The organism is Streptomyces sp. JN8 (assembly GCF_055808075.1).
In genome coordinates this window covers 2,722,627-2,746,201 of record NZ_CM147852.1, presented here as the reverse complement: position 1 = coordinate 2,746,201, position 23,575 = coordinate 2,722,627, and the positions used below count along the sequence as shown (strand labels likewise).

Below are 23,575 nucleotides of genomic sequence, written 5' to 3'. Positions count from 1 at the left end.
GGCGTGATCGGTGACGAAACACATGACGGGCGAGGACGTCCTCCCCATCTGTCATGGAACCTGAGAGGTTCACCGAGAGCATCTCGTCGCCGAGAGATCGGTTTGCACCTTGGGTGGGGACACGCCACGGTGTCCCGCTTTTCAGATCTGCCTCATCCACGCGGTACGGGGCCTGAGAGATTCAAGGGAGGGTCTTGCTCCTTCGGCGTCCGGACACGCCTGGCGTCCGGAACTCTCCCGCGCGGATTCGAGCGGCCGGTATGCGATTGTGTGGCGACTGTGCGCGCCTGGCGCGCACATCATTGCACGCGAGGTCGGCGGGGCACATCGCTTGTGTCCCATTACCGCTTCTTTACACTTTGTGGGCAAGGGTCTTCCCGGGCCCGGCAGGGGGAGAAGCGATGAGGTACGAGCACACCGGCGCATATGCCCGAAGTACCGGCATACCGTCCCAGCGGGCCCGCGCGCGCACCCGCGGCCGCGGACGCCTCCTGCGCGACCTGCGCGAGCGCGGCGGCCGCGGCCCCCGCGCCCTCACCTTCGCCCCCGGCGACCTGGTGGTCGTCTCCGGCCTGCCCGGCAGCGGCAAGTCCACCCTGATGCGACGCGCCGCCGACGGCGCCGGCATCGACTCGCAGGACACCCGGGAGCGCTGGGAGGCCCGCATGCCCCGCCTCCTGCCGTACGCCGTCTACCGCCCGCTGGTCCGCATCGCGCACTACGCGGGTCTGCACCGCGCCCTGCGCTCCGGCGCCGGGGTGATCGTGCACGACTGCGGCACCCAGTCCTGGGTGCGGGGCTGGCTCGCCCGGGAGGCCCGGCGCCGCGGCCGCGCCCTCCACCTGGTCCTCCTCGACGTGGAGCCGGACACCGCCCGCGCGGGCCAGCGGGCCCGCGGCCGGGGCGTCTCCGCGTACGCCTTCGCCCGGCACCGGCGGGCCGTCGCCCGGCTCGTCGCCGCCGCGGAGTCCGGCCGGCTGCCGCACGGCTGCGCCTCCGCGACCCTGCTCGACCGGGACGCGGCGGACCTCCTGCGGACGATCGGCTTCCGCCAGGCGGCCTGAGGCGGGGCGGCCTGTGCCCCGGCGGCGCACGACCGCCCGCCGGGGCCCGGCCGCTGTGACGTACGCCCCTGTCCCGGAGTGTCCGTACCGCTTCTTTTGGCCACGGCGGCGCCGGGGCGGCGTTAGGGTGCTGCCGGGGCGGCCGGTACGGCAGGCCGTGCGAGAAGGGGAAACGCGACCGTGGACGTGACGTGGCCGGGCAACGAGCTGGAAGAGGTCCTTGCCGCCTCACTCGGCAACCCCGCGGCGGGCGCCCGCCTCGTCGAGGTCCTCGGCCGCAGCCCGGTCTGGGTGCCCCTGCCCAACGGCGGCGGACCCGACAGCCCGAACCTCGACCTCGCCACCATGGAGATCGACGGCGCGGCCTACGTCCCCGTCTTCAGCTCCGAGGAGCAGTTCCTCGCCTGCGTCGGCGGCCACATGTCGTTCACCGTCGCCCCGGCCCGTGACTTCGCCCGCGGCCTGCCCCCGCAGCTCGGCATCGCCGTGAACCCCGGCGGCGTCGTCGGCGTCCCGCTGCCCCCGCCGGCCGTCGCCGAGCTCTGCCGCGTCGGCCGCACCCCGCTCGACGGGCCCGCCACCGGCGGCCGCGTCCGGCTCTTCGAGCCCGACTGGCAGGACGACCCGGTCGACTTCCTCGCCGCCGCGTCCGCCGAGTTCGAGGCCACCGGCGTCGTCACCACCGCCCGCCGGGCCCTCGCCAGCGTCGAGGGCACCGAACCCGCCCTCTTCATCGGCGTGCAGCTCGCGGCCTGGGACGGCGTCGACCGCAACGCGCCCCTGGACGCCCTCGGCCGCGCCCTCGGCCGCGTCGAGTGCGCCTGGCCGGTCAACCTCATCCTGCTCGACATGGCACAGGACCCGGTCGGCGACTGGATGCTGGAGCGGGTGCGCCCCTTCTACCAGCGCGCCGCCGTGTGACGGACGGCCTGTTTAAGCTGAACTTCTCGACAGCAGGCACAGACGTCGGCAACAGCGACGGCGACGGAAGAGGGGCAGGACCCAGGGTGAGCGCGTCAGGCACCGCGGCGACCGGACAGGTCGAGCACATGCTGCGCCAGGTGGCACCCGGACGCTACGACGCGTACGAGCAGCTGCTGCACGCCCTCGCCGACGGCGAGCTGTGGATGCTGCTCTGGCAGGGCTCACCCGGCTCGTCCGACGCCCAGTACGGGAACATGGAGGTCGACGGCTTCGGCTACGCGCCCTGCGTCACCTCCGCGCAGGAACTGGCCGCCTCCGGCTGGCACCGCGCCCACGAGCTCGTCACCGGCCGGGAGATCGCCCGCGCCCTCTACCCCGACCGCTGGGGCGTCTGGCTCAATCCGCACGCCCCCGGCGGCGGCGTCGGCATCCCCTGGGCCGACCTCCGCCGGATCGCCACCGGCCTCGACCGGATGCCCGCCGGGCCGCTCCGGGTCACCGAGCCCACCCTGGAGATCCCGCAGTTCTACGCCCTGCTCACGCAGAACGCGCACCGCACCCCCGCCGTCCGGGCGCTGCGCCGCGGCTGGGTGCAGCCCGCGCTCGGCTCCCCGTACCTCGCCATCGGCCTCGACCTGTACGACACCTCGGCGGCCGCCGTCGACACCGTGCGGTCGATGATGCGCCAGTCCATCGGCTCCGTACCCGACGGGCTGCCCGTCTCCACGGTCGCCCTCTCCGACGGGTACGACCCGGTGGCCCTCTGGCTCCGCGCCAACGGCCGTCCGTTCTACGACCGCGAGGCGCACGCCGGACGCGGCGGGGCGCCCGCCCCGGGCTACGGATACCCCCCGCCGGCGCCGTCCGGATACTGAGACGTACGCCTTCTCCCCTTCTTCCCCACCAGCCTCCGGAGTCCGCTCCGGAGGCTTTCGTTCGCCCCAATTCAGGAGCTCGAACGCACAGTTGAGGGGACATGTCCGATTGGGGGGAAGAGGCCCCGAGATGGTCCGCTCAGGCGCCCCCGACGTCCGGATAACGGAAGTCGCAGCACCGCATCACGTTTGAGCAAACATTCCTCGTCAGGGCTGGCGGGTGATCACGAGCACATTGAAGACTCCCCGGAACACCGGGCGTTCGGCTCCTTTCGAGCAGGTCGCCCGGCAGGTTGTTCCACCGAGCCGCTACCCGCGGCGGGCAAGGGCCGGCTACCGGCGGCCGAGAGGGGTCCTCACCACGATGACGGCACCACTGCACGAGAAGAGTGCGGGCGAGGCGACCGCCACCGTCGATGGCGCGCCCGACGCCCCCGGCACCCCCGAGGCCGGCGCCCCCGCCAAGGCGATCGAGGGCCGCTCGCCCTGGCAGATCGCCTGGACCCGGCTCAAGCGCGACAAACTGGCCCTCGCGGGCGCCTTCGTCGTCGTCTTCCTCATCCTCGTCGCGATCTTCGCGCCGGTCATCGTCGGCCTCCTCGGCCACCCGCCGGACGAGTTCCACGAGGACCAGATCGACCCCCTGTTCGGCACCCCGATCGGCTCCTGGGGCGGCGTCAGCTCCGACTTCCTCTTCGGAGTCGAGCCCGTCAACGGCCGCGACGTCTTCAGCCGCATCGTCTACGGCGCCCGGATCTCGCTCCTCGTCGCCTTCCTCGCGGCGGTCTTCGCCGTCGTCCTCGGCACGGTCCTCGGCATCATCGCCGGCTACTTCGGCGGCTGGGTCGACGCGGCCCTCAGCCGGGTCATGGACGTGATGCTCGCCTTCCCGCAGCTGCTCTTCACGATCGCCCTCGTCTCCGTCCTGCCGAACCAGCTCCTCGGCCTCGACGGCTCCGGCGTCCGCATCGCCGCCCTGGTGCTCGTCATCGGCTTCTTCGGCTGGCCGTACGTCGGCCGCATCGTCCGCGGCCAGACCCTCTCGCTGCGCAACCGCGAGTACGTCGAGGCCGCCCAGAGCCTCGGCGCCGGCCGCCTCTACATCCTCCGCCGCGAGCTGCTGCCGAACCTGATCGCCCCGATCACGGTCTACGCGACCCTCATGATCCCCACCAACATCCTCACCGAAGCGGCGCTCAGCTTCCTCGGCGCGGGTGTCAAGCCGCCCACGGCCTCCTGGGGACAGATGCTGTCGACGGCCATCACCACCTACGAGTCGGACCCGCTGTTCATGGTGATCCCCGGCTTCGCGATCTTCATCACCGTCCTGGCGTTCAACCTCTTCGGCGACGGCGTGCGTGACGCGCTCGACCCGAAGGGCTCCCGCTGACCGTTCGCCGACGACCCGCACCACCCGCCCCTGCCGCTGGCGACAGGAGGCTGAACCCCAATCGGCGGACCGCCGTACGGCCGCCACTATCCCGGAGGTTGCTGGACCCATGCTGAAGAGCTCTCAGCGCAGAATCGCCGCGGGCGCGCTGCTCGCGGCGGCCACGATGGTCGTCACCACCGCGTGCGGTGGCGGCAACGGCGGCGACAGCGGCGACAAGGGCAAGGGCGGCGCGCCCGGCTTCGACGCCGCCGTGAACAAGGTCGCCAACGCCTCCGACAAGAAGGGCGGCGAGCTGAAGTTCATCGGCTCGCAGGAGGCCGACTCGTGGGACCCGCAGCGCGGCTACTACGGCTTCGTGTGGGACTTCGCGCGCTACTACACCCGTCAGCTGGTCACCTTCAAGGCCGAGCCGGGCGCCGCCTCCACCGAGCTCGTCCCGGACCTCGCCACCGACGCCGGCAAGGTCTCGGCCGACGGCCTCACCTACACCTTCACGCTGAAGGACGGGGTGACCTGGGAGGACGGCAAGCCGATCACCTCCAAGGACATCAAGTACGGCATCGAGCGCATCTGGGCCCAGGACGTCATCTCCGGCGGCCCGATCTACCTGCAGCAGGTCCTCGACCCCAAGGGCGAGTACAAGGGTCCCTACAAGGACACCTCCGCGGACAAGCTCGGCCTGAAGGCGATCGAGACCCCGGACGACAAGACCATCATCTTCAAGCTGCCGGTCGCCAACGGCGACTTCCTGCAGATGCTGGCCATGCCCGCCGCCTCCCCGGTCCGCCAGGACAAGGACACCAAGGCCAAGTACGGCCTGAAGCCCTTCTCCTCCGGCCCGTACAAGTGGGACTCGTACACCCCGAACAAGTCCATCAAGCTCGTCCGCAACGACAAGTGGGACGCCAAGACGGACACCGTCCGCAAGGCCCTGCCGGACAAGGTCAGCGTCACGTTCACCACGAACGCCGACGACATGGACAACCGCCTGGTCGAGGGCGAGTACGACCTCGACATCAACGCCACCGGCGTCGGCGCCTCGGCCCGCCAGAAGGTGCTCCAGCAGCACAAGGGCAACGTCGACAACCCGCAGACGGGCTTCATCCGCTACGCGGTCTTCCCGCAGACGGTGATCCCCAACATCGAGTGCCGCAAGGCCATCATCTACGCGGCCGACTCCAAGTCCCTCCAGACCGCCCGCGGCGGCCCGCAGGCCGGTGGCGACATCGCCACCAACATGCTTCCGCCGGCGATCAAGGGTGCCGACCCGAAGGCCGACCCGTACGGCAAGCTCGGCGGCGCCCCGGACCTGGCCAAGGCCAAGGACGCGCTCAAGAAGTGTGGCAAGCCGAACGGCTTCAAGACCACGATCGCGGTCCGCAACAACAAGAAGATCGAGATCGCGACCGCCGAGTCCCTCCAGCAGTCGCTGAAGGCCGTCGGCATCGAGGCCGAGATCGACCAGTTCGACGGCGCCCAGACGTCCGGCATCATCGGTTCGCCGAAGGTCGTCAAGGACAAGGGCTACGGCATCATCATCATGGGCTGGGGCGCCGACTTCCCGTCCGGCCAGGGCTTCCTCCAGCCGCTCGTCGACGGTCGCTTCATCCTCCAGAGCGGCAACAACAACTTCTCGGAGCTGAACGACAAGGCCGTCAACGGCCTGTTCGACCAGGCGCTGAAGGAGACCGACCCGGTCAAGGCCGGCGAGCTCTACAAGCAGATCAACACGAAGGTGTCGGAGGCCGCGGTCTACCTGCCCTTCACCCACGAGAAGAACATCATCTGGCGCAGCTCCCGGCTGACCAACGTCTACACGGCGGACGCCTACAACGGCCGCTACGACTACGCGTCGCTCGGCGTCGTCAAGTAATCCGACCCGTTCCACCGGCGCACCACCCGCCGCCAGGTCCGAAGGGCAGGTGATGGCCGAGGGCGGCGGCCGGGGGACCCGATCGGGTCCCCCGGCCGCCGACCGGCCGACCGCATGCTTGCATACATAGTCCGGCGACTCTTCGCGGTCGTCGTGATGCTGCTCGTCGTCACGCTCGTGACGCTCAGCATCTTCTTCCTCATACCCAAGCTGACCGGCAGCGACCCTGCCGCGATGTTCGTCGGCAAGCAGGCGGATCCGGCATCCATCGAGGCCGTCCGGCAGAAGCTGGGCCTGGACGAGCCGATCCTGGTGCAGTTCTGGCACTTCGTCTCCGGCATCTTCGTCGGTCGCGACTACACCGGCGGCGGCGACACCATCCACTGCGCGGCGCCCTGCTTCGGCTACTCGTTCCGCACCGAGCAGGACGTCTCGGAGATGCTGGTCGACGCCTTCCCCGTCACCCTCTCCATGGTCATCGGCGCCGCGGTGCTCTGGCTGGTGCTGGGCGTCTCGACCGGCGTCGTCTCCGCCCTCAAGCGGGGCACGATCATCGACCGCGCCGCCATGATCACCGCGCTGGCCGGCGTCTCGCTCCCCATCTTCTTCACCGCCATGCTGGCGATGCTGATCTTCCGAACCCAACTGGGCTGGCTCAACGCCTCGTACACGCCGATCACCGAGTCCTTCGGCGGCTGGTTCGGCGGCCTGCTCCTGCCCTGGGTGACCCTCGCCTTCCTGTACGCGGCGATGTACGCGCGGCTCACCCGCGCCACCATGCTGGAGGTCCTCGGCGAGGACTACATCCGCACCGCGCGGGCCAAGGGCCTCCCGGAGCCGGTCGTGCTCGGCAAGCACGCCATGCGCTCCACCATGACCCCCATCCTGACCATCTTCGGCATGGACCTCGGCGCCCTCGTCGGCGGCGCGATCCTGACCGAGACCGCGTTCAGCCTCCACGGCCTCGGCGGACTCGCCATCAAGGGCGTCAGCGAGCGCGACCTGCCGCTGATCCTGGCCGTCACGCTGATCACCGCGGCCTGCGTCGTCCTCGCCAACCTCGTCGTGGACCTCCTGTACGCGGTGATCGACCCCCGAGTGAGGCTCGCATGACGGACAAGCTGACGAAGACCGGCGCGGCGGTGGGAGAACCCGTCGCCACCGGGTCCGCCCCCTCCGACGCCTTCCTCGACGTGCGCGACCTGAAGATCCACTTCCCGACCGACGACGGTCTGGTCAAGTCGGTCGACGGGCTCAGCTTCCAGCTGGAGAAGGGCAAGACCCTCGGCATCGTGGGCGAGTCCGGCTCCGGGAAGTCGGTCACCTCGCTCGGCATCATGGGTCTCCACACCGTCGGCCAGTACGGCCGGCAGAAGGCCCGCATCTCCGGCGAGATCTGGCTCGACGGACGCGAGCTGCTCTCGGCCGACCCGGACGAGGTCCGCAAGATGCGCGGCCGCGACATGGCCATGATCTTCCAGGACCCGCTGTCCGCGATGCACCCGTACTACACGGTCGGCAACCAGATCGTGGAGGCGTACCGCGTCCACCACGACGTCGACAAGAAGACGGCACGCAAGCGGGCCGTCGAACTCCTCGACCGGGTCGGCATCCCCGAGCCCGCCAAGCGGTTCGACAACTACCCGCACGAGTTCTCCGGCGGCATGCGCCAGCGCGCGATGATCGCCATGGCGCTCGTCAACAACCCGGCCCTGCTCATCGCCGACGAGCCGACCACCGCGCTCGACGTGACCGTGCAGGCCCAGATCCTCGACCTGATGCGGGACCTCCAGAAGGAGTTCGGCTCCGCGGTCGTCATCATCACCCACGACCTCGGCGTCGTCGCCGAGCTCGCCGACGACATCCTCGTGATGTACGGCGGGCGCTGCGTCGAGCGCGGACCGGCCGAGTCCGTCTTCTACGAGCCGCAGCACCCCTACACCTGGGGCCTGCTCGGCTCGATGCCGAGGATCGACCGCGACCAGACCGACCGGCTCATCCCGGTGAAGGGCAACCCGCCCAGCCTCATCAACATCCCGGACGGCTGCGCCTTCAACCCCCGCTGCCCGTACGCGGACGTCCCCAAGGGCGGCATCACGCGCACCCTGCGACCGGAGCTGGCGCCGGCCGGGGACCGCCACTTCTCGGCCTGCCACATGCCGCAGGAGGAGCGGACCCGTATCTGGACCGAAGAGATTGCGCCGAAACTGTGAGCGAGACCATGGAACCCCTCCTCAAGGTCACCGGCCTGAAGAAGCACTTCCCCATCAAGAAGGGGCTTCTCCAGCGGCAGACCGGCGCGGTCAAGGCGGTCGACGGGATCGACTTCGAGGTCCTGCCCGGTGAGACGCTCGGCGTCGTCGGCGAGTCCGGCTGCGGCAAGTCCACGATGGGCCGGCTGATCACCCGGCTGCTCGAACCGACCGGCGGCACGGTCGAGTTCCAGGGCAAGGACATCTCGCACCTCGGCGTCTCGGGCATGCGCCCGTTCCGCCGGGACATCCAGATGATCTTCCAGGACCCGTACGGCTCGCTGAACCCGCGCCACACGGTCGGCACGATCGTCTCGGCCCCCTTCAAGCTCCAGGGCGTCGAGCCCGAGGGCGGCGTGAAGAAGGAGGTCCAGCGCCTGCTCGGACTGGTCGGCCTCAACCCGGAGCACTACAACCGCTACCCGCACGAGTTCTCCGGCGGCCAGCGCCAGCGCATCGGCATCGCCCGCGCCCTGGCCCTGAAGCCGAAGCTCGTGGTGGCGGACGAGCCGGTCTCGGCCCTGGACGTCTCCATCCAGGCGCAGGTGGTCAACCTCCTGGACGACCTCCAGGAGGAGCTCGGCCTCACGTACGTGATCATCGCGCACGACCTGTCGGTCATCCGGCACGTGTCGGACCGCATCGCGGTGATGTACCTCGGCAAGATCGTGGAACTCGCGGACCGCAAGTCCCTCTACGAGAACCCGATGCACCCGTACACCCGCGCCCTCATGTCGGCGGTCCCGATCCCGGACCCCCGCCGCAGGGGAGCGAAGAGCGACCGCATCCTGCTGACCGGCGACGTCCCGTCCCCGATCGCCCCGCCGCCGGGCTGCCGCTTCAACACCCGCTGCTGGAAGGCGACGGACGTCTGCCGCACGCAGGAGCCCCCGCTGATCGAACTCCGCCCGGGCCAGCGGGTGGCCTGCCACCACCCGGAGAACGCGGAGTCCCTGACAATCCCGGGGGCGAGGGAGTCGCTGGAGATCACGACGGCACCCGTGAAGACGGAGACGCCGGTGGCGCCGGTGACGCCGGAGAAGAAGGAGACGGCGTCGGAGCCGACAGCCGCGGAGAAGCCGGCGGAGCCGGCCGAGACGGCGCCGGAGTCGACGGAGGCCGAGGGGAAGGCGGAGGTCCGGGCCGAGACGCCGGAGCCCGCGGCCGAGGGCGACGCGCCGAAGGCGTGACGCGGGGGAGGCCCCCGGTGCCGAAAGGCACCGGGGGCCTTCGCGCGTACGGGGACCCGGGCGTCCGGGGACCCGCGCGTCCGGCGACCCGGGCGTCCGGGGACCCGCGTGTACGGGACCCGCGTGTACGGGGACCCGCGTGTTTGGGGACCCGCGCGTCCGGCGACCCGGGCGTCCGGGGACCCGCGTGTACGGGACCCGCGTGTACGGGGACCCGCGTGTTTGGGGACCCGCGCGTCCGGCGACCCGGGCGTCCGGGGACCCGCGTGTACGGGACCCGCGTGTACGGGGACCCGCGTGTTTGGGGACCCGCGCGTCCGGCGACCCGGGCGTCCGGGGACCCGCGTGTACGGGACCCGCGTGTACGGGGACCCGCGCGTTTGGGGACCCGCGCGGCGGGACCGCTGCGGAACGCCGGGCGCCGGTCCCCGGACCGGGGTCCTACGGGGGTCGGGCCGGCTTCCGCCGCCTCCCGCCCCGCCGGGCGAGGCGCGTCCGCGGGGCCGCCGGCGTCGGGGGTTCGGGGGCGGAGCCCCCGGTCCCGTCAGGGTTTCGGGAAGGGGCGGGGTGGGGAAGTCCCCCGCCGTACCCGGTGGCGGCGCGACATCCCGCCGCCCGCCGCCCGCCGCCCGCCGCCCGCCGCCCCGCGGCTCTGCGCCCGGAGCCCGGCGGCCCGGCCCCGCACCGGGAACGGGACCCGGCCCCGTACCCAGGGACACGCCCCCGGACGGGAGCCCGTGGTGTGGGACGGGGCCAGTGGGAAGTACCGGGACAATGGGCCGGTGCTCCACGACCTGTTCACCCCCTCCGTCCAACACGCCCTCGACCTCGTCGGCATCTTCGTCTTCGCCATCTCCGGCGCCCTCCTCGCCGTCCGCAAGAACTTCGACGTCTTCGGCATCGCCGTGCTCGCCGAGGTCACCGCCCTCGGCGGCGGCCTCTTCCGCGACCTGGTCATCGGCGCCGTACCGCCCGCCGCCTTCACCGATCTCGGCTACTTCCTCATGCCGCTGATCGCCGCGGGCCTCGTCTTCTTCCTCCACCCCGAGGTCGAGCGCACCCAGAACGCGGTGAACGTCTTCGACGCCGCCGGCCTCGGCCTGTTCTGCGTGACCGGTACGACGAAGGCGTACGACTACGGCCTCGGCCTCACCTCCTCCGCCGCGCTGGGTCTCGCGACGGCCGTCGGCGGCGGTGTCCTGCGCGACGTGCTCGCCAACGAGGTGCCGTCACTGCTGCGCTGGGACCGTGACCTGTACGCCGTCCCCGCGATCGTCGGCGCCGCGATGGTCGCGCTCTGCATCCGCTTCGACCTGCTCAACGCCTGGACCAGCGGCGCCGCCGTCCTCACCGCCTTCCTGCTCCGCCTGCTCGCGATGCGCTACCACTGGCGCGCGCCCCGGGCCTGGCACCGCAGGTCCTCCGCACGCGAGGAACCGGAAAAAGCTACCGCTCAGTAGCTACCTGGGGTACCGTCGGAGGCATGAGCACGAGCATCGAGACCCCCGCCACCACGAGCGGGCACGACGGCGGGCGCGAGGACGAGCGCACGTACGAGTTCGACCGCGACACCGCCGTCGTCCTCCGGGAGCCCGGCGTCTACGACGCCGAACTCTCCGCGGGCTGGACCATCATCCACGCGGTCAACGGCGGCTACCTCCTCGCTCTGCTCGGCCGCGCCCTCGGCGACCACCTCCCGCACCCCGACCCGTTCACGATCTCGGCGCACTACCTCACGCCGTCCGTGCCGGGCCCCGCGGTGATCAGGACGGAGACCGTCCGCACCGGCCGCACGCTCTCCACCGGCCAGGCCTCCCTCTTCCAGTACGCCGAGGACGGCACCGAGGTCGAGCGCATCCGGGTCCTCGCCTCCTACGGCGACCTGGACACCCTCTCCGACGAGGTCCGCACCACCGCGGCACTCCCCGCGATGGCGGCCGTCGAGAACTGCTTCAGCGCCGCCGACGGACCCACCCCGGCCATCCCCGGCTCCTCGGCGATCGCCGACCGGCTCGACCTGCGGCTCGACCCGGCCTGCGTCGGCTGGGCGATCGGCGCGCCCTCCGGGAAGGGCGAGATGCGGGCCTGGTTCGGCCTCGCGGACGGCCGCGAGCCGGACGCCCTGTCGCTGCTCCTGACGGTCGACGCGCTGCCGCCGACCTCTTTCGAGCTGGGGCTGAAGGGCTGGACCCCGACCGTCGAGCTGACCACCCACATCCGCTGCCGCCCCGCCCCGGGCCCGCTGCGGGTCTCCATCACCACCCGCAACCTCGCCGGAGGCTTCCTGGAGGAGGACGCGGAGGTCTGGGACAGCGCCGACCGCCTGGTCGCGCAGTCCCGTCAGCTGGCCCGCGCCCCGCGCGCCTGACGCCGTTCCGGCCCCGACCCCGGGCCGGAACACGACAGGGGCCGTACGCCCGGGGCCCGCACACCCCGGAGCGCGTACGGCCCGGAGCCGGCGAAGCCGGTCCCGGACGCGACCGACCGGCCGCGTCCGGGCCCCCGGCACGCCGCCGTACCGCCGGCCGCGTCGAGGCCCCCGGCAAGGCAGCCGTACGGCCGGCCGCGTCCGGGTCTCCGGCGGGGCAGCCGTAACGTCGGCCGCGTGGAGGGCAGCCCCGCACGCCGGCCTCTACCGCGCCCTGCTGCGCCCGGGCGGCGCCCCGCCGGCCACCGTGCCCGGCGGCGTAAACCGGCCACCCGCCGGGGCAGCGGGCACGGGCTCGTAGAATCGATCCACCATGGCTTACCTCGACCACGCCGCGACCACGCCCATGCTGCCCGAGGCGATCGAGGCGATGACCGCCCAGCTCGCCGTCACGGGCAACGCCTCCTCCCTCCATGCCGCCGGACGGCGGGCCCGGCGGACCGTCGAGGAGGGGCGCGAGACCCTCGCCGCCGCCCTCGGCGCGCGGCCGAGCGAGGTCGTCTTCACGTCCGGCGGCACCGAGGCCGACAACCTCGCCGTGAAGGGCCTCTACTGGTCCCGCCGCGACGCCGACCCGCGCCGGACCCGCGTCCTGGCCAGCCCGGTCGAGCACCACGCCGTGCTCGACGCCGTCGACTGGCTCGCCGCCCACGAGGGCGCCGACGTCGAGTACCTGCCGGTCGACCGGTACGGCCGCGTGCACCCCGAAGCCCTGCGCGAGGCGATCGCCCGCGACCCCGCATCGGTCGCGCTCGCCACCGTCATGTGGGCCAACAACGAGATCGGCACCGTCATGCCGGTACGCGAACTGGCCGATGTCGCGGCCGAGTTCGGGGTGCCGCTGCACGCCGACGCCGTCCAGGCCGTCGGCCAGACCGAGGTCGACTTCGCCGCGTCGGGACTCGCCGCGATGACCGTCTCCGGTCACAAGATCGGCGGCCCCTACGGCATCGGAGCCCTGCTCCTCGGCCGCGAGCACACCCCCGTGCCCGTGTTGCACGGCGGCGGCCAGGAGCGGCACGTCCGCTCCGGCACCCTCGACGTGCCGGCCGTCGCCGCCTTCGCGGTCGCCGCCCGGCTCGCCACCGAGCGGCGCGAGGAGTTCGCCCGGGAGATCGGCGCGCTGCGCGACGAACTGGTCGCCGCGGTCACCGCGCTCGTCCCCGACGTGATCCTCGGCGGCGACCCCGTCGAGCGGCTGCCCGCCAACGCGCACTTCACCTTCCCGGGCTGCGAGGGCGACTCGCTGCTCCTGCTGCTCGACGCGGCCGGGATCGCCTGCTCCACCGGCTCCGCGTGCACCGCGGGCATCGCCCAGCCGAGCCACGTCCTCCTGGCCACCGGCACCGACCCGGACCTGGCCCGCGGCACCCTGCGCTTCTCCTTCGGGCACACGTCCACCAAGGAGGACGTCGCGGCCGTCGCGGACGCCATCGGCCCCGCGGTGGAACGGGCCAGGTCGGCGGGCCTGAGCTGACCCGAGGCCCCGCCCGGGCCCACGCCGCGGGACGCGCCCCGGCGGGCCCGCCGGCCCGAGCCGCGGGCCCGGGACCAGGGACGACGCCCCGGGGCCCCTGACCGGCCCGAGCAGCCGGGGCACGCTCGCACCCGCCTCAGAAGCGCACGGCGAACGCCTCCGCCTCGGACACACGCCCAGGCGCTTCCGCCTCAGGCGTGGGCCCCGGGCGCGAGCCCCAGGCGCTTCCGCCTAAGCCGCGCACCCCGGACGCTTCCGCCGCAGCCGCATGCCCAGACGCCTCCGCCTCAGACGCGTGCCTTGGACGCCTCCCGCACCAGCTTCAGATAGCGGTCCCAGTCCCAGTGCGGGCCGGGGTCGGTGTGGTCGGTGCCCTCGACCTCGACGTGCCCGATGATGTGCTCCCGGTCCACCGGGATGCCGTACCGGGCGCATATGTCCGCCGCCAGCCGCGCCGACCCCGCGTACATCGCCGCCGTGAAGTCCTGCGGCCGGTCGACGAAGCCCTCGTGCTCGATGCCGATGCTCCGCTCGTTCATGTCCCGATTCCCGGCGTGGAACGCGACGTCCAGCTCCCTGATCATCTGTGCCACGTGCCCGTCCTTGCGGACCACGTAGTGCGCGGCGGCCCCGTGTCCGGGGTCCTTGAAGACCTTCAGGGCGGTCGCGTAGCTGCCCTGGACGACGTGGATCACGATCCGGTCGATCCGGTAGTCGTCCGGCCGGTCGGCCCGCCGCCAGTTCGCCCGCGACGCCGAGGTCCACTCGGCCGCCCGGTGGTCGAGCTCGCCCTCGACCCGCTTCTTCTCCATGCCCGGCAGCCGCCACCAGGCGCGCGCCAGCTCGTCCCGCGCCAGCACCGCCGTCCCCAGGACGGCGACCCCGCCGCCCAGCAGCACCGCGCGCCGCCCCACCCGTCGGCCGGAACCGGAGTCCTCGCCGGAACCGCCGGACCTGCCCGCACCACTCGTCTCGCTCCCCATGCCTCCGAGAACGCTTACTACCGCGACCGCGGTTCCCGGTGCCCCGTACCCTGGTAGGGCTATGACTCAGACTCCGCCCCCGCACCCCCGCACCCGCCCCCTCCGGGTACTCGCCGCCATGTCCGGCGGAGTGGACTCCGCCGTCGCCGCGGCCCGTGCCGCCGAGGCCGGCCACGACGTCACCGGCGTGCACCTCGCCCTCTCCGCGAACCCGCAGTCCTTCCGCACGGGAGCCCGCGGCTGCTGCACGATCGAGGACTCCCGCGACGCACGCAGGGCGGCCGACGTCATCGGCATCCCGTTCTACGTGTGGGACCTCGCCGAGCGCTTCCGCGAGGACGTCGTGGACGACTTCGTCGCGGAGTACGAGGCGGGCCGCACCCCCAACCCGTGCCTGCGCTGCAACGAGAAGATCAAGTTCGCGGCGCTGCTCGACAAGGCGCTCGCCCTCGGCTTCGACGCCGTCTGCACCGGTCACTACGCGACCGTCGTCCTGAACGAGGACGGCACCCGCGAGCTGCACCGCGCCTCCGACATGGCGAAGGACCAGTCGTACGTGCTCGGCGTCCTCGACGAGAAGCAGCTGGCGCACGCGATGTTCCCGCTGGGCGACACCCTCACCACCAAGGACGAGATCCGGGCGGAGGCGGAGCGGCGCGGCCTCGCCGTCGCGAAGAAGCCCGACAGCCACGACATCTGCTTCATCGCCGACGGCGACACCCAGGGCTTCCTCGCCTCCCGCCTGGGCAAGGCGGAGGGCGACATCGTCGACGAGTCCGGTACGAAGGTCGGCAGCCACGAGGGCGCGTACGGCTTCACCATCGGCCAGCGCAAGGGCCTGCGGATCGGCCACCCGGCCGCGGACGGCAAGCCGCGCTACGTGCTGGACATCTCGCCGGTGAACAACACGGTCACGGTCGGCCCGGTCGAGGCCCTGGACGTCACGGCCCTGACGGCGATCAAGCCCCGCTGGTGCGGCACCGCACCCGAGGGCGAGGGCCGCTACACGGCCCAGCTCCGCGCCCACGGCGGCGAAACGGCGGTGACGGCCTCCCTGACGGACGGCGAACTGACGGTCGCCTTCGACGAGCCGGTCCGCGGGGTCGCCCCGGGACAGGCAATCGTCCTCTACGACGACACCCGCGTGGTCGGCTCGGCCACGATCGCGACGACGACCCGCCGCACCCCGGAACCGACGGCGACACCGGCCTAGGCCGGGGGCGGCGCGCCGAGGCCGGCCCGCGTGCGGCCCGGGCGCTACCGTCCGAAGCCGTTCCGGGTCCGCCCCGGAAGGTCCCGTCCGGCGGCGGCCGGCGATCGGTCCTGGCTGTTCCCGGAGCTGGTCGTCCGAGGTGCCGGGAAGGGGCGCGTGGCCTTCTTCGGGTCGTCGGGTGGTTCGGTTGCCGGCGAGGGGCCGAAGACGTGGACGTCCGTCTCCGCGCAGACCACGAGACGCCCGTCGGCGGCGAACTCCAGCGCGGTGACCGGTACGCCGCCGGGCATGGTGAACGAGTCGGCGGGCTCGCCGCACGCGGGCGGCGGCCAGGTACCGGCGTGTGTCGCCCACACCGTCACCCGCCCCGAGCCGTCCCCCACCGCGAGCAGCAGCCGGCCGTCGGCGACGCCGCCTGCGAGCACGACGGTTCGGCTCAGCAGGCCCCCCTGAAACACCGCCGCGGCGGGCTCTGCCGGGTTGCCCGGCTGCCAGCGGGCCACGGTGACCGCGGAGGTGCCGTCCCAAGCCCGGATCGCCGCGTCGTCGCAGGCGACGATGGCCACTGGGCGCCCCTCCGCACGCACGCACACCACGGCGACCGCCTCCCAGCCGGCCCGCAGCTCATGACGTCGCCCGTCGGCGGGGTCGGGCCACATCGTCACCGAGCCGTTCGCCCGTGCCGCGACCACGGCGAGCCCCCCGCCTTCGGGCGCGCACGCGAGAGCCGTCACGGGGATCGGAGCGGGTCCCTGTTCCAGCCGGAGCACCGACATCCCGCTGACCGGATCCCACACGTCCAGGTGGTGGGTGCGATCGGCCGTGACGGCGACGGGGCGGCCCCCGTGGTGTCCGATCGCCTCCGCCACGGGCCAACGGGGCGACTGCCGGTCCATCGGCAGACCGTCGACCAGGTCCCACACCTCCGCCGGGCGGTTCGCGGCCCGGGTCAGCGCGAGCAGCCGCCCGTCGACGGAGGTCGCGACGACACCGGTGAAGGCGGACACCGCGTCGGTCAGCGGGGGCAGGGCGTTGACCCCGGTGTCCATCCGGCGGATGCGCACCGTCGTGTCGGTGCTTGCGGTCACCACGTACGGGGGCCGGGATCCGCCCGTGACGCAGGCGACTGCCGTCACGGGCCGGGTGTGGCCGGCGCTGGGCGCGCCGGGCGGGGCCGTCACGTCGCACACGTGCACGGACCCGTCGGACCCCCCGAGGACGGCGGTGACGGCACCGTCTGACGATGCGTGGGTCCGCAGGGCCGTGAACGGTGGCGCCGGGTCGGGTCCGGCGGACCTCGGGGCCGGCCTCGCGGCGGTCGATGAGCCGGTGAGACGGCGGCTCTCCAGATCGAGGAGATGAACGGTTCCGTCCGCGCAGGCCAGGACCGCCGTGGGGCGGCTGCCCAGGGTGGTGCAGGACACCGCGACCGCCGAGGACCGCAGCGGCACGATGCCGACCTCCCGGGGAGCCCGCGGCCGGCGCAGCGACCAGATGCGGACGGCCCCGCGGTCGGCTGTCACGGCGACGGGGACGGAGTGGAGCAGCGTGCAGCCGACCGCGTCGAGTGCCGGGCGGGCCGGGTCTGCCGCGGTCGCCGTGAGTCTTCCGTGCAGGGGGTCCCAGACGTACAGGACGCCCTGCGGGCCACCGGCCACGACCAGGTCCCGGCCCCTGCGGAGGACGGGGTCCTCCGCCTCGGGGTCCTGGTCCACGGTGACGGTCGCCAGCCCGCCCGTGCAGCCGTCCGGCAGCCCGGCCCGGTAGGGCAGTGCCCTCCTGTCGGCGGTGTCCCACGCGCGCAGCTCTCCGTCGGCCGACACGCTCGCGACGGCCTTCCGGCCGTCGAGTTCGAGGGTGACGAGCGCGTCGACGCGCTCGCCCCCAGCGGGTCCCCGTGCGGCCCCGGGGACCGCCTCCGCCACGCGGCCGGCCGGAAGGGTCTTGCCGGTGGTCAGGTCGTGGAAGTGGAGGTCACCGGTCTCCGTACCCGTGACGAGCAGGTTGTGTCCGCCCGAGGAAGTCGAGGCGAGGGCGGTGGCCGCCCGTGATTCGGCGACCGCGCCCGGCAGCCCGGACTCCCGCCCCGTCGCGAGCGACCAGCCCTGGAGGACGCCGCTGCCGAGCGTGACGACGGTGCCCGGCCCCGCCGACGTGACGAACGCGGCCGACACGACGGGCCCCTGGGCGTCTGCCAGGCGCTGGACGGAGAGTGTGGTCGACCCACTGCCCGCGGCGGCCCAGTGGGGTCGCCAACGGCTCAACCGGCCAGCCGAGTTCAGTGCCCGGAGCAGGGCGGTATGGCGATACCTGGCTGCATCGCACGCCAGAACGTGACGGCGTTCGTCCCGGTTCATGCCCCGGTGCAGGTCCACGTGGGCCCGGTAGACGGCGGCCGCCAAGCGTGCCTGTTCGGTCCGCAAGCCGTGCAGCCAGGGGGCGAGTCCGGAGGGGTCGGCGTGCACGAGGAACTCCGCGTCCGTGACCAGCTCGTCGAGCCGGTCGGCCGCCGCGGCCTTCGCCGGTAGATGGCGCAGGACGTACGGGTCGGCCGCCTGCCAGAGCACCGTGCCGTCCGCGGCGCGCGGCACCGTGCCCCGGAGCCGTTCGTACCACTGCGTCTCGGCGTCCGGAGGTGCGTCGTGGCGGCGCAGCTCGTCGGCGAGCGCCTGGTGGTAGAGCCGGTACACCGACCGGTCGTCCTCGTCGAGGGCCTCGACGAGGTAGGGACCGACCGCCTCGTGGCTCAGCAGCAGCGTCAGCCGTTCCGCCGTCGCACCTGTCCGCGAGGGCCCGTCTGCGAGCGCCGCCCAGATCGGGGCGAGGGGCATGCCGTGGCCCTCCGCGTACGCCAGCGGCAGCAGGAGCCTGCTGACCTCGGCGACCTCCGTCGGGGTCAGCTGCTGCGCCAACGCCCACCGGAAGGCGCGGCCGACCTGGGCCGCCGGGTCCGCCGCCGGGTCGCGGACGGGCAGCGCCAGCGGCTTTCGGGACTGCAGCAGTCCGGAGGCGGCGACCGAGCGCGCCATCAGCCGCGCCACGAGGTAGATCGGGTCGGAGGCCCGCGCGATCTCTGCCGCGGCGGAGCCGATGACCGCGTCCGGTACGCCGGTGCCGCTGTCGGGACCGAGGGGTGACCTGAGGACGCTTGCGGCGTACCGCACGAGGTCGTCGGGCTCTGTCCAGTCGCGGGACGAGAGGTCGACGACCCGGGTGTACGGGGCGCCGTCCGCGACCGCGCCGGCGAGATGGGGGCGGGTGCCCACGAGGAGGCGCAGCCGGGGCGCTGAGGCGGCCGTTTCGGCGAGGAAGCGGGCGATGCGGCGCTCCTCGTCGTGGGCGACGCCCGATTCGTCGAGGGCGTCGACGACGACGGTGGCCGGGGCGTCGAGCTCTGTGAGACGGGTGCGCAGTGCCGTCTCGGTGGGCTCCGGGCATCCGAACGCGGCGGCGAGCGCGGAGACGACCTGCGGGAGCGACAGCGCGCGTGCGTGCAGGGCGACGGTGACCGATCCGGAGGGTGGCGCCGTGTCGGGGGTGACGGTGTGGGTGGGGACGCCGCCGCGCGCGTCGTCGTCGGCAAGCGCGACGAGCCGGCCCAGCACCGCTGACTTGCCCACGCCCGGGGGGCCGGTCACGACGAACACGCGTACGTCGTCGTTGGTTTCGCCCCGTAGCCAGCCGGCCAGCCGGGTCAGCACGCGGAGCCGGCCTGTGAAGTAGTGCCCCGTCTCCTGGACGGTCTGCCGGCCCGTGCCGCGCGGTGAGAAGTGTTCGACCAGGTCCTTGTAGCGGCGCTGCCGCTCGGCGGCCCCGTAGCCGGAGGCCGCTTCGAGTCGCCGTACGAAGTGCCGCTGCTCGGCGACATCGAGGTCGCGGTCGATCAGGTCCAGTTCCGGCACGTGGAAGGGGTTGCGGAAGAAGCCGGTGGCGGTGTCCCCGCGGACGGTGTCGTCGCACAACTGGGCCCAGTCCGCGTGCTGGTCGACGCCCCTGCGCCGGAACTCGGCGTTGAGGGCGCCGGTGAGGTCGGGCAGCGAGATGTGGCTGGAGCGGCGGCCGAGCCAGGTCTCGTCGCCGAGGACCTGGGCCAGCGCCGCGCTGAACGCGCCCTCGTGCGCCTCCTCGGTGATCCGCGCCGCGCTGAGCACGCCGAAGGACTTCAGGAAGCGGTGGTCGGTGTTCGGCGCGTGGGCGACCGCGTGCTTGGCGGCGACGGCCCAGGTGAACGCGTCCACGGCGCCCCGGCCCGCGTAGCAGGCGTCGATGACGAGCAGGATCCGCCGGACGCCCTTGCGCGCGGGTAGTTCCACGAGCTGACGGGTGCTGAGGGCGGTGATCCGGACCTCGGCCGAACCCGGATCGGAATCCGCGCACATCAGGAAGTGCTCATGGCCGTCCGCCAGTCCGTGGCCGCTGTAGTAGACGAGGAGGGCGTCGTCCTCCTCGAAGCCCTCGGGGATCCAGCTCAGCAGCGGTCGCAGGACCTCCAGGGGTCCGGTCGGGTCCAGACTGCCCGCGGGCGAGAAGGGCACCGGTCGGTACCCGACGCCGCTGAGCGAGCCCAGCACCTTGGGCAGGTCGTCGGCGACCTGCGGCAGTTCTGTCAGCTCTTCGTGCGTGTAGTGCGCGGTGCCGAAGGCCAGCACGTACCGCTTCGGCTCCACGGCCTCCGTCACCCCGCCCGCAGCCCCTCGCCGATCGCCGCGCCCGTCTCCCGCGCCGTGAGATGACGCAGAAGGTCGTGCACCTTCCACCCGTTGTCCACCGGTACGTCGCGCAGCACACCGCCCGGCGCGGCCCCGGCGGGCCGGAACAGGTCGGCGAGCTCCTTCACGGATGCCACCACGTCGTGCCGGTCGGCGAGGTTCGTCCAGTGCGTCAGGCCCGCCGGCCAGTGGCCGCGGCCGGCACGGGGGGCGGGGCGCAGCTTGTCGTAGACCAGTGTCGGCATGCCGAGCGGGGAGCCGAGGGTCACCAGGGTGCGGACCGGCCACTCGGGGTGGGCGCAGAGGGCCTCGTACGCGACGACGGAACCGAGCGAATGGCCGACGAGCACGGTGGTGTCCGATCCCACCCGGGCGGTGACCGCCTCGATCGCCCGGGCGCGTACGGCGTCCTCGCCGAAGTAGCGGCGGACCTGCCGGAGGACACCGAGCAGGAACCGCTCCGCCACGGGCCCCGGAAGGAAGGGGGAGCGCAGCAGGGTGTTCATGGCGCGCTGTACGACCTGAGGCGTCGGCGCCTTGGTGCCGGTCCTCGGTACCTGCCCGCGGGCCGCCGCGTCCGCCCACGCGAGGAGCAGCTCCTGCTCGTACGGATCGGTGACGTCGTCCACGGACAGCGGGCCCGACGGTCCGGCCTTGGCGCCGGGGGTGCGAAACGCGTCGCCGTAGAAGGCCACGTCCACGTCCCCGACCGCCGGCACCCGGTCCGCGGGTACGTCCCCTGCGTTCGCCGCCGTCTCGACGCCGTCCGCGAGCGCGGCGGCGACAGGCGCCTGGAGGGTCCTGCGACCCAGATACTCCTGACCCACTCCGTGCACGACCACGACTTGCGCCATCACGGCCCCCGATCTCCGTCGTCCGGACTGCCATGATCTCCCCAAGTGGGTTCCCGGGGCAGCCCGTTCGCGTACTCAGCTCGGTCGTGAGGTACTCAGTCGACTGGGGTGCGTGGCTGTGCTTCTGCCGGTTGATCACATTCAATCGGTACGTGATCGATCCTCGGCAGATCCGATCGACATCGGTCGTCCCGACCCGGCCCACGCCCTAAGCCGCCTCCGCCGGCTCCCGGTCCTCCGTGAGGAACTCCTCCAGGACCGGGGCCAGCACGTGCGGGGCCACGTCGTGGGTCTGGCCCGTCAGGGTGCGGTGGCGGGCCCGGGGGAGGGACTCCGTCACCGCGCGGGCCGCCTGCCGGGTGCCCGCCGGGCTCGCGCCCCCGTCCACCACCAGGACGCGCGCCCGGATCCGGGCGAGGAGACCCTCCGGGACCGTCCCGTCGCCGAGGACGGCGACGTCGTACGCCAGGGTGTGCGCCAGCTCCGCGAGCCCGGGCCGCAGCTCCGCCGGCACCGTCGACTCCGCCAGGAACAGGTCGAGCGCCTCGGCCGGACGGCCCGCGCCGAGCAGCTCCGCCACCCGGTGCCGCCTTTCGGCCGCCGCCGCGGAGTACGGCGGCTCGAAGACCGACACCGCCCCGGCCGGCAGTCCGGCGGCCACCGCGGCGAGGACCAGCGCGCCCCCGGTCCCCGTCCCGTGCAGCGCCGCTCCCGGGCCCGCCGCCCCGACCACCGCGGCCAGGTCCTCGACCTCCCGCTCCACCGCGTACGGCCCGCCGTCCCCGCTGCCGCCGCGCCCCCGCCGGTCGTACGCCACGACCGAGAAGCGCCGGGCCAGGAACCCGCCCAGCAGCCGCTCGGCCGCCGCCGTGCCCAGTGCCCCGCTCACCAGCACCAGCGGCGGCCCCTCCCCGTACCGCTCGTACGCGATCGGCGTCCCGTCCCGCGACACGACCCGTCCCCGAACCCCGGCCGGCGGGGTGCTCACCTCATCCATGGCAGGTGAGACCGGAGCCGCCGCCCGAACTCATCGCCCCGCGGCGGGATTTCCCGGAGGAATTCTGAAGTCCCTGGCCAGGGCCTACGGTGGGGTCATGAACATCTGTGTCTTCCTCTCCGCGGCCGATCTCGACGAGCGCTACACGACCCCCGCCCGCGACTTCGCGCGCCTCCTCGGCAAGGCCGGCCACACCCTGGTCTGGGGCGGCTCCGACACGGGTCTGATGAAGGTCGTCGCCGACGGCGTCCAGGAGGCCGGCGGCCGACTCGTCGGCGTCTCCGTCGACTTCCTCGCCCACAAGGCCCGCCCGGGGGCCGACGAGATGGTCGTCACCCGCGACCTCGCCGAGCGCAAGGCGCTGCTCCTCGCCAAGTCCGACGCGATCGTCGTCATGGTCGGCGGCACCGGCACCCTCGACGAGGCCACCGAGATCCTGGAGTTGAAGAAGCACGGCAAGCACCGCAAGCCGGTCGTCGTCCTCAACACCGCGGGCTTCTACGACGGACTGAGGACCCAGTTCCGCCGGATGGAGGAGGAGGGCTTCCTGCCGATCCCCCTCGCCGACCTCGCCCTCTTCGCCGACGACGCCCCCACGGCCCTCGCCCACCTGGAGGAGAACATCGCCGCCCGCTGATGCGAGCATGGTGACCATGGCTACACATGTGATCACCGGAGCCGGTTCCGGCATCGGCGCGGCCGTCGCGCGCCGCCTCCACGCGCGCGGGGACGACCTCGTGCTCCACGCCCGCGACGCGGGGCGGGCCAAGGAACTCGCCGCCCGGTTCCCCGGCGCCCGGACGCTCGTCGGAGACCTCGCGGACCCGGACCGGCTCTCCTGGGCGTTCTCGCACCAGACCATGCCGGAGCGGGTGGACACCCTGCTGCACATCGCGGGCGTCGTCGACCTCGGGCCGATCGGGGAGCTCACCCCCAAGACCTGGCACCACCAGCTCGACGTCAACCTGGTCGCCCCCGCCGAGCTGACCCGCCACCTCCTGCCCCAGCTGCGGGTCTCCCAGGGCCACGTCGTCTTCGTGAACTCGGGCGCCGGCCTCGCCGCGCACGCCGAGTGGGGCGCGTACGCCGCCTCCAAGCACGGCCTCAAGGCCCTCGCCGACTCCCTGCGCCACGAGGAGCACGCCAACGGCGTGCGGGTGACCTCCGTCTACCCGGGCCGCACCGCGAGCCCCATGCAGGCCAAGGTCCACTCCCAGGAGGGCAAGGAGTACGACCCCTCGCGGTGGATCGACCCCGAGTCGGTCGCGACGGCGATCCTCACCGCCGTCGACCTCCCGCGCGACGCGGAGATCAACGACCTCACCGTTCGTCCGGGACGCTAG

At 73.0% G+C, this 23,575-nt stretch carries 18 protein-coding genes and 2 riboswitches; of the genes, 14 read left to right on the top strand and 4 right to left on the bottom strand.

Features of this window, described 5'->3' with window-relative positions; translation table 11 throughout:
* Window positions 1-38 precede the first annotated feature (38 nt).
* Window positions 39-150: riboswitch (glycine riboswitch) on the bottom strand.
* A 1-nt stretch (window position 151) separates the two neighbouring features.
* Window positions 152-250: riboswitch (glycine riboswitch) on the bottom strand.
* 151 nt (window positions 251-401) lie between these two features.
* The 11 genes from ACY0MR_RS11675 (at window position 402) to ACY0MR_RS11625 (ending at window position 13,476) form a co-directional block, all read left to right on the top strand.
* A complete protein-coding gene (locus ACY0MR_RS11675; protein WP_388793676.1) occupies window positions 402-1,064 on the top strand; it encodes an AAA family ATPase in 663 nt (220 codons plus the stop codon).
* 180 nt (window positions 1,065-1,244) lie between these two features.
* Window positions 1,245-1,985, top strand: coding sequence for an enhanced serine sensitivity protein SseB (locus ACY0MR_RS11670; protein WP_361854064.1), 741 nt, complete (start codon window positions 1,245-1,247; stop codon window positions 1,983-1,985).
* A gap of 86 nt (window positions 1,986-2,071) precedes the next feature.
* The gene (locus tag ACY0MR_RS11665; RefSeq protein WP_388793678.1) at window positions 2,072-2,863 is read left to right on the top strand and encodes an enhanced serine sensitivity protein SseB C-terminal domain-containing protein; all 792 of its coding nucleotides are present in this window, start codon (window positions 2,072-2,074) and stop codon (window positions 2,861-2,863) included.
* Between the two features lie 364 nt (window positions 2,864-3,227).
* Window positions 3,228-4,253 (top strand): ABC transporter permease, encoded by a 1,026-nt coding sequence (locus ACY0MR_RS11660; RefSeq protein ID WP_361854058.1) that lies wholly within the window; start codon window positions 3,228-3,230, stop codon window positions 4,251-4,253.
* A gap of 109 nt (window positions 4,254-4,362) precedes the next feature.
* A complete protein-coding gene (locus ACY0MR_RS11655) occupies window positions 4,363-6,129 on the top strand; it encodes an ABC transporter substrate-binding protein (protein WP_388793680.1) in 1,767 nt (588 codons plus the stop codon).
* Between the two features lie 114 nt (window positions 6,130-6,243).
* Entirely contained in the window at window positions 6,244-7,242 is a 999-nt protein-coding gene (locus ACY0MR_RS11650) for an ABC transporter permease (RefSeq protein ID WP_361854052.1), read from the top strand.
* Complete coding sequence (locus ACY0MR_RS11645) at window positions 7,239-8,342, top strand: ABC transporter ATP-binding protein (RefSeq protein WP_361854049.1); 1,104 nt, start codon at window positions 7,239-7,241, stop codon at window positions 8,340-8,342. The genes ACY0MR_RS11650 and ACY0MR_RS11645 overlap by 4 nt, the downstream gene beginning before the upstream one ends.
* A gap of 8 nt (window positions 8,343-8,350) precedes the next feature.
* Window positions 8,351-9,571, top strand: a complete 1,221-nt coding sequence (locus ACY0MR_RS11640; protein ID WP_473561773.1) for an ABC transporter ATP-binding protein — start codon at window positions 8,351-8,353, stop codon at window positions 9,569-9,571.
* Window positions 9,572-10,353: 782 nt separating this feature from the next.
* A complete protein-coding gene (locus ACY0MR_RS11635; protein ID WP_361854046.1) occupies window positions 10,354-11,031 on the top strand; it encodes a trimeric intracellular cation channel family protein in 678 nt (225 codons plus the stop codon).
* 23 nt (window positions 11,032-11,054) lie between these two features.
* Window positions 11,055-11,939, top strand: a complete 885-nt coding sequence (locus ACY0MR_RS11630; RefSeq protein ID WP_388793685.1) for a thioesterase family protein — start codon at window positions 11,055-11,057, stop codon at window positions 11,937-11,939.
* 373 nt (window positions 11,940-12,312) lie between these two features.
* Window positions 12,313-13,476 (top strand): cysteine desulfurase family protein, encoded by a 1,164-nt coding sequence (locus ACY0MR_RS11625; RefSeq protein ID WP_404085613.1) that lies wholly within the window; start codon window positions 12,313-12,315, stop codon window positions 13,474-13,476.
* Window positions 13,477-13,763: 287 nt separating this feature from the next.
* Here the strand turns inward: ACY0MR_RS11625 and ACY0MR_RS11620 are convergent, their stop codons facing one another.
* Window positions 13,764-14,459 (bottom strand): N-acetylmuramoyl-L-alanine amidase, encoded by a 696-nt coding sequence (locus ACY0MR_RS11620; protein ID WP_361849293.1) that lies wholly within the window; start codon window positions 14,457-14,459, stop codon window positions 13,764-13,766.
* 61 nt (window positions 14,460-14,520) lie between these two features.
* Between ACY0MR_RS11620 and mnmA the strand changes: the two genes are divergently transcribed.
* Window positions 14,521-15,672 (top strand): tRNA 2-thiouridine(34) synthase MnmA, encoded by a 1,152-nt coding sequence (mnmA, locus tag ACY0MR_RS11615; protein WP_388793688.1) that lies wholly within the window; start codon window positions 14,521-14,523, stop codon window positions 15,670-15,672.
* 44 nt (window positions 15,673-15,716) lie between these two features.
* On the opposite strand, the gene ACY0MR_RS11610 is transcribed toward mnmA, so the two are convergent.
* The 3 genes from ACY0MR_RS11610 to ACY0MR_RS11600 form a co-directional block, all read right to left on the bottom strand.
* Window positions 15,717-20,351 (bottom strand): nSTAND1 domain-containing NTPase, encoded by a 4,635-nt coding sequence (locus tag ACY0MR_RS11610; protein WP_473560616.1) that lies wholly within the window; start codon window positions 20,349-20,351, stop codon window positions 15,717-15,719.
* Entirely contained in the window at window positions 20,348-21,235 is an 888-nt protein-coding gene (locus tag ACY0MR_RS11605) for a hypothetical protein (protein ID WP_473561771.1), read from the bottom strand. The genes ACY0MR_RS11610 and ACY0MR_RS11605 overlap by 4 nt, the downstream gene beginning before the upstream one ends.
* 208 nt (window positions 21,236-21,443) lie before the next feature.
* Complete coding sequence (locus ACY0MR_RS11600; RefSeq protein ID WP_473560614.1) at window positions 21,444-22,232, bottom strand: alpha/beta fold hydrolase; 789 nt, start codon at window positions 22,230-22,232, stop codon at window positions 21,444-21,446.
* A 97-nt stretch (window positions 22,233-22,329) separates the two neighbouring features.
* Here ACY0MR_RS11600 and ACY0MR_RS11595 point away from each other — a divergent pair, with 97 nt between their 5' ends.
* Window positions 22,330-22,869: an LOG family protein gene (locus ACY0MR_RS11595; RefSeq protein WP_404085624.1), complete on the top strand. Its 540-nt coding sequence runs from the start codon at window positions 22,330-22,332 to the stop codon at window positions 22,867-22,869.
* Window positions 22,870-22,876: 7 nt separating this feature from the next.
* Window positions 22,877-23,575 carry an SDR family oxidoreductase gene (locus ACY0MR_RS11590; RefSeq protein WP_388793694.1) on the top strand — a complete coding sequence of 233 codons (699 nt, stop codon included), beginning with the start codon at window positions 22,877-22,879 and terminating at the stop codon, window positions 23,573-23,575.

Excerpts from the sequence above, each read along its gene's own strand:
- mnmA (WP_388793688.1), top strand. The coding sequence starts at position 14,521 with ATGACTCAGACTCCGCCCCCGCACCCCCGCACCCGCCCCCTCCGGGTA.
- ACY0MR_RS11645 (WP_361854049.1), top strand. The coding sequence starts at position 7,239 with ATGACGGACAAGCTGACGAAGACCGGCGCGGCGGTGGGAGAACCCGTC.
- ACY0MR_RS11640 (WP_473561773.1), top strand. The coding sequence starts at position 8,351 with ATGGAACCCCTCCTCAAGGTCACCGGCCTGAAGAAGCACTTCCCCATC.
- ACY0MR_RS11675 (WP_388793676.1), top strand. The coding sequence starts at position 402 with ATGAGGTACGAGCACACCGGCGCATATGCCCGAAGTACCGGCATACCG.
- ACY0MR_RS11650 (WP_361854052.1), top strand. The coding sequence starts at position 6,244 with ATGCTTGCATACATAGTCCGGCGACTCTTCGCGGTCGTCGTGATGCTG.
- ACY0MR_RS11590 (WP_388793694.1), top strand. The coding sequence starts at position 22,877 with ATGGTGACCATGGCTACACATGTGATCACCGGAGCCGGTTCCGGCATC.
- ACY0MR_RS11605 (WP_473561771.1), bottom strand. The coding sequence starts at position 21,235 with ATGGCGCAAGTCGTGGTCGTGCACGGAGTGGGTCAGGAGTATCTGGGT.
- ACY0MR_RS11655 (WP_388793680.1), top strand. The coding sequence starts at position 4,363 with ATGCTGAAGAGCTCTCAGCGCAGAATCGCCGCGGGCGCGCTGCTCGCG.
- ACY0MR_RS11660 (WP_361854058.1), top strand. The coding sequence starts at position 3,228 with ATGACGGCACCACTGCACGAGAAGAGTGCGGGCGAGGCGACCGCCACC.
- ACY0MR_RS11620 (WP_361849293.1), bottom strand. The coding sequence starts at position 14,459 with ATGGGGAGCGAGACGAGTGGTGCGGGCAGGTCCGGCGGTTCCGGCGAG.
- ACY0MR_RS11595 (WP_404085624.1), top strand. The coding sequence starts at position 22,330 with ATGAACATCTGTGTCTTCCTCTCCGCGGCCGATCTCGACGAGCGCTAC.
- ACY0MR_RS11600 (WP_473560614.1), bottom strand. The coding sequence starts at position 22,232 with ATGGATGAGGTGAGCACCCCGCCGGCCGGGGTTCGGGGACGGGTCGTG.
- ACY0MR_RS11625 (WP_404085613.1), top strand. The coding sequence starts at position 12,313 with ATGGCTTACCTCGACCACGCCGCGACCACGCCCATGCTGCCCGAGGCG.
- ACY0MR_RS11630 (WP_388793685.1), top strand. The coding sequence starts at position 11,055 with ATGAGCACGAGCATCGAGACCCCCGCCACCACGAGCGGGCACGACGGC.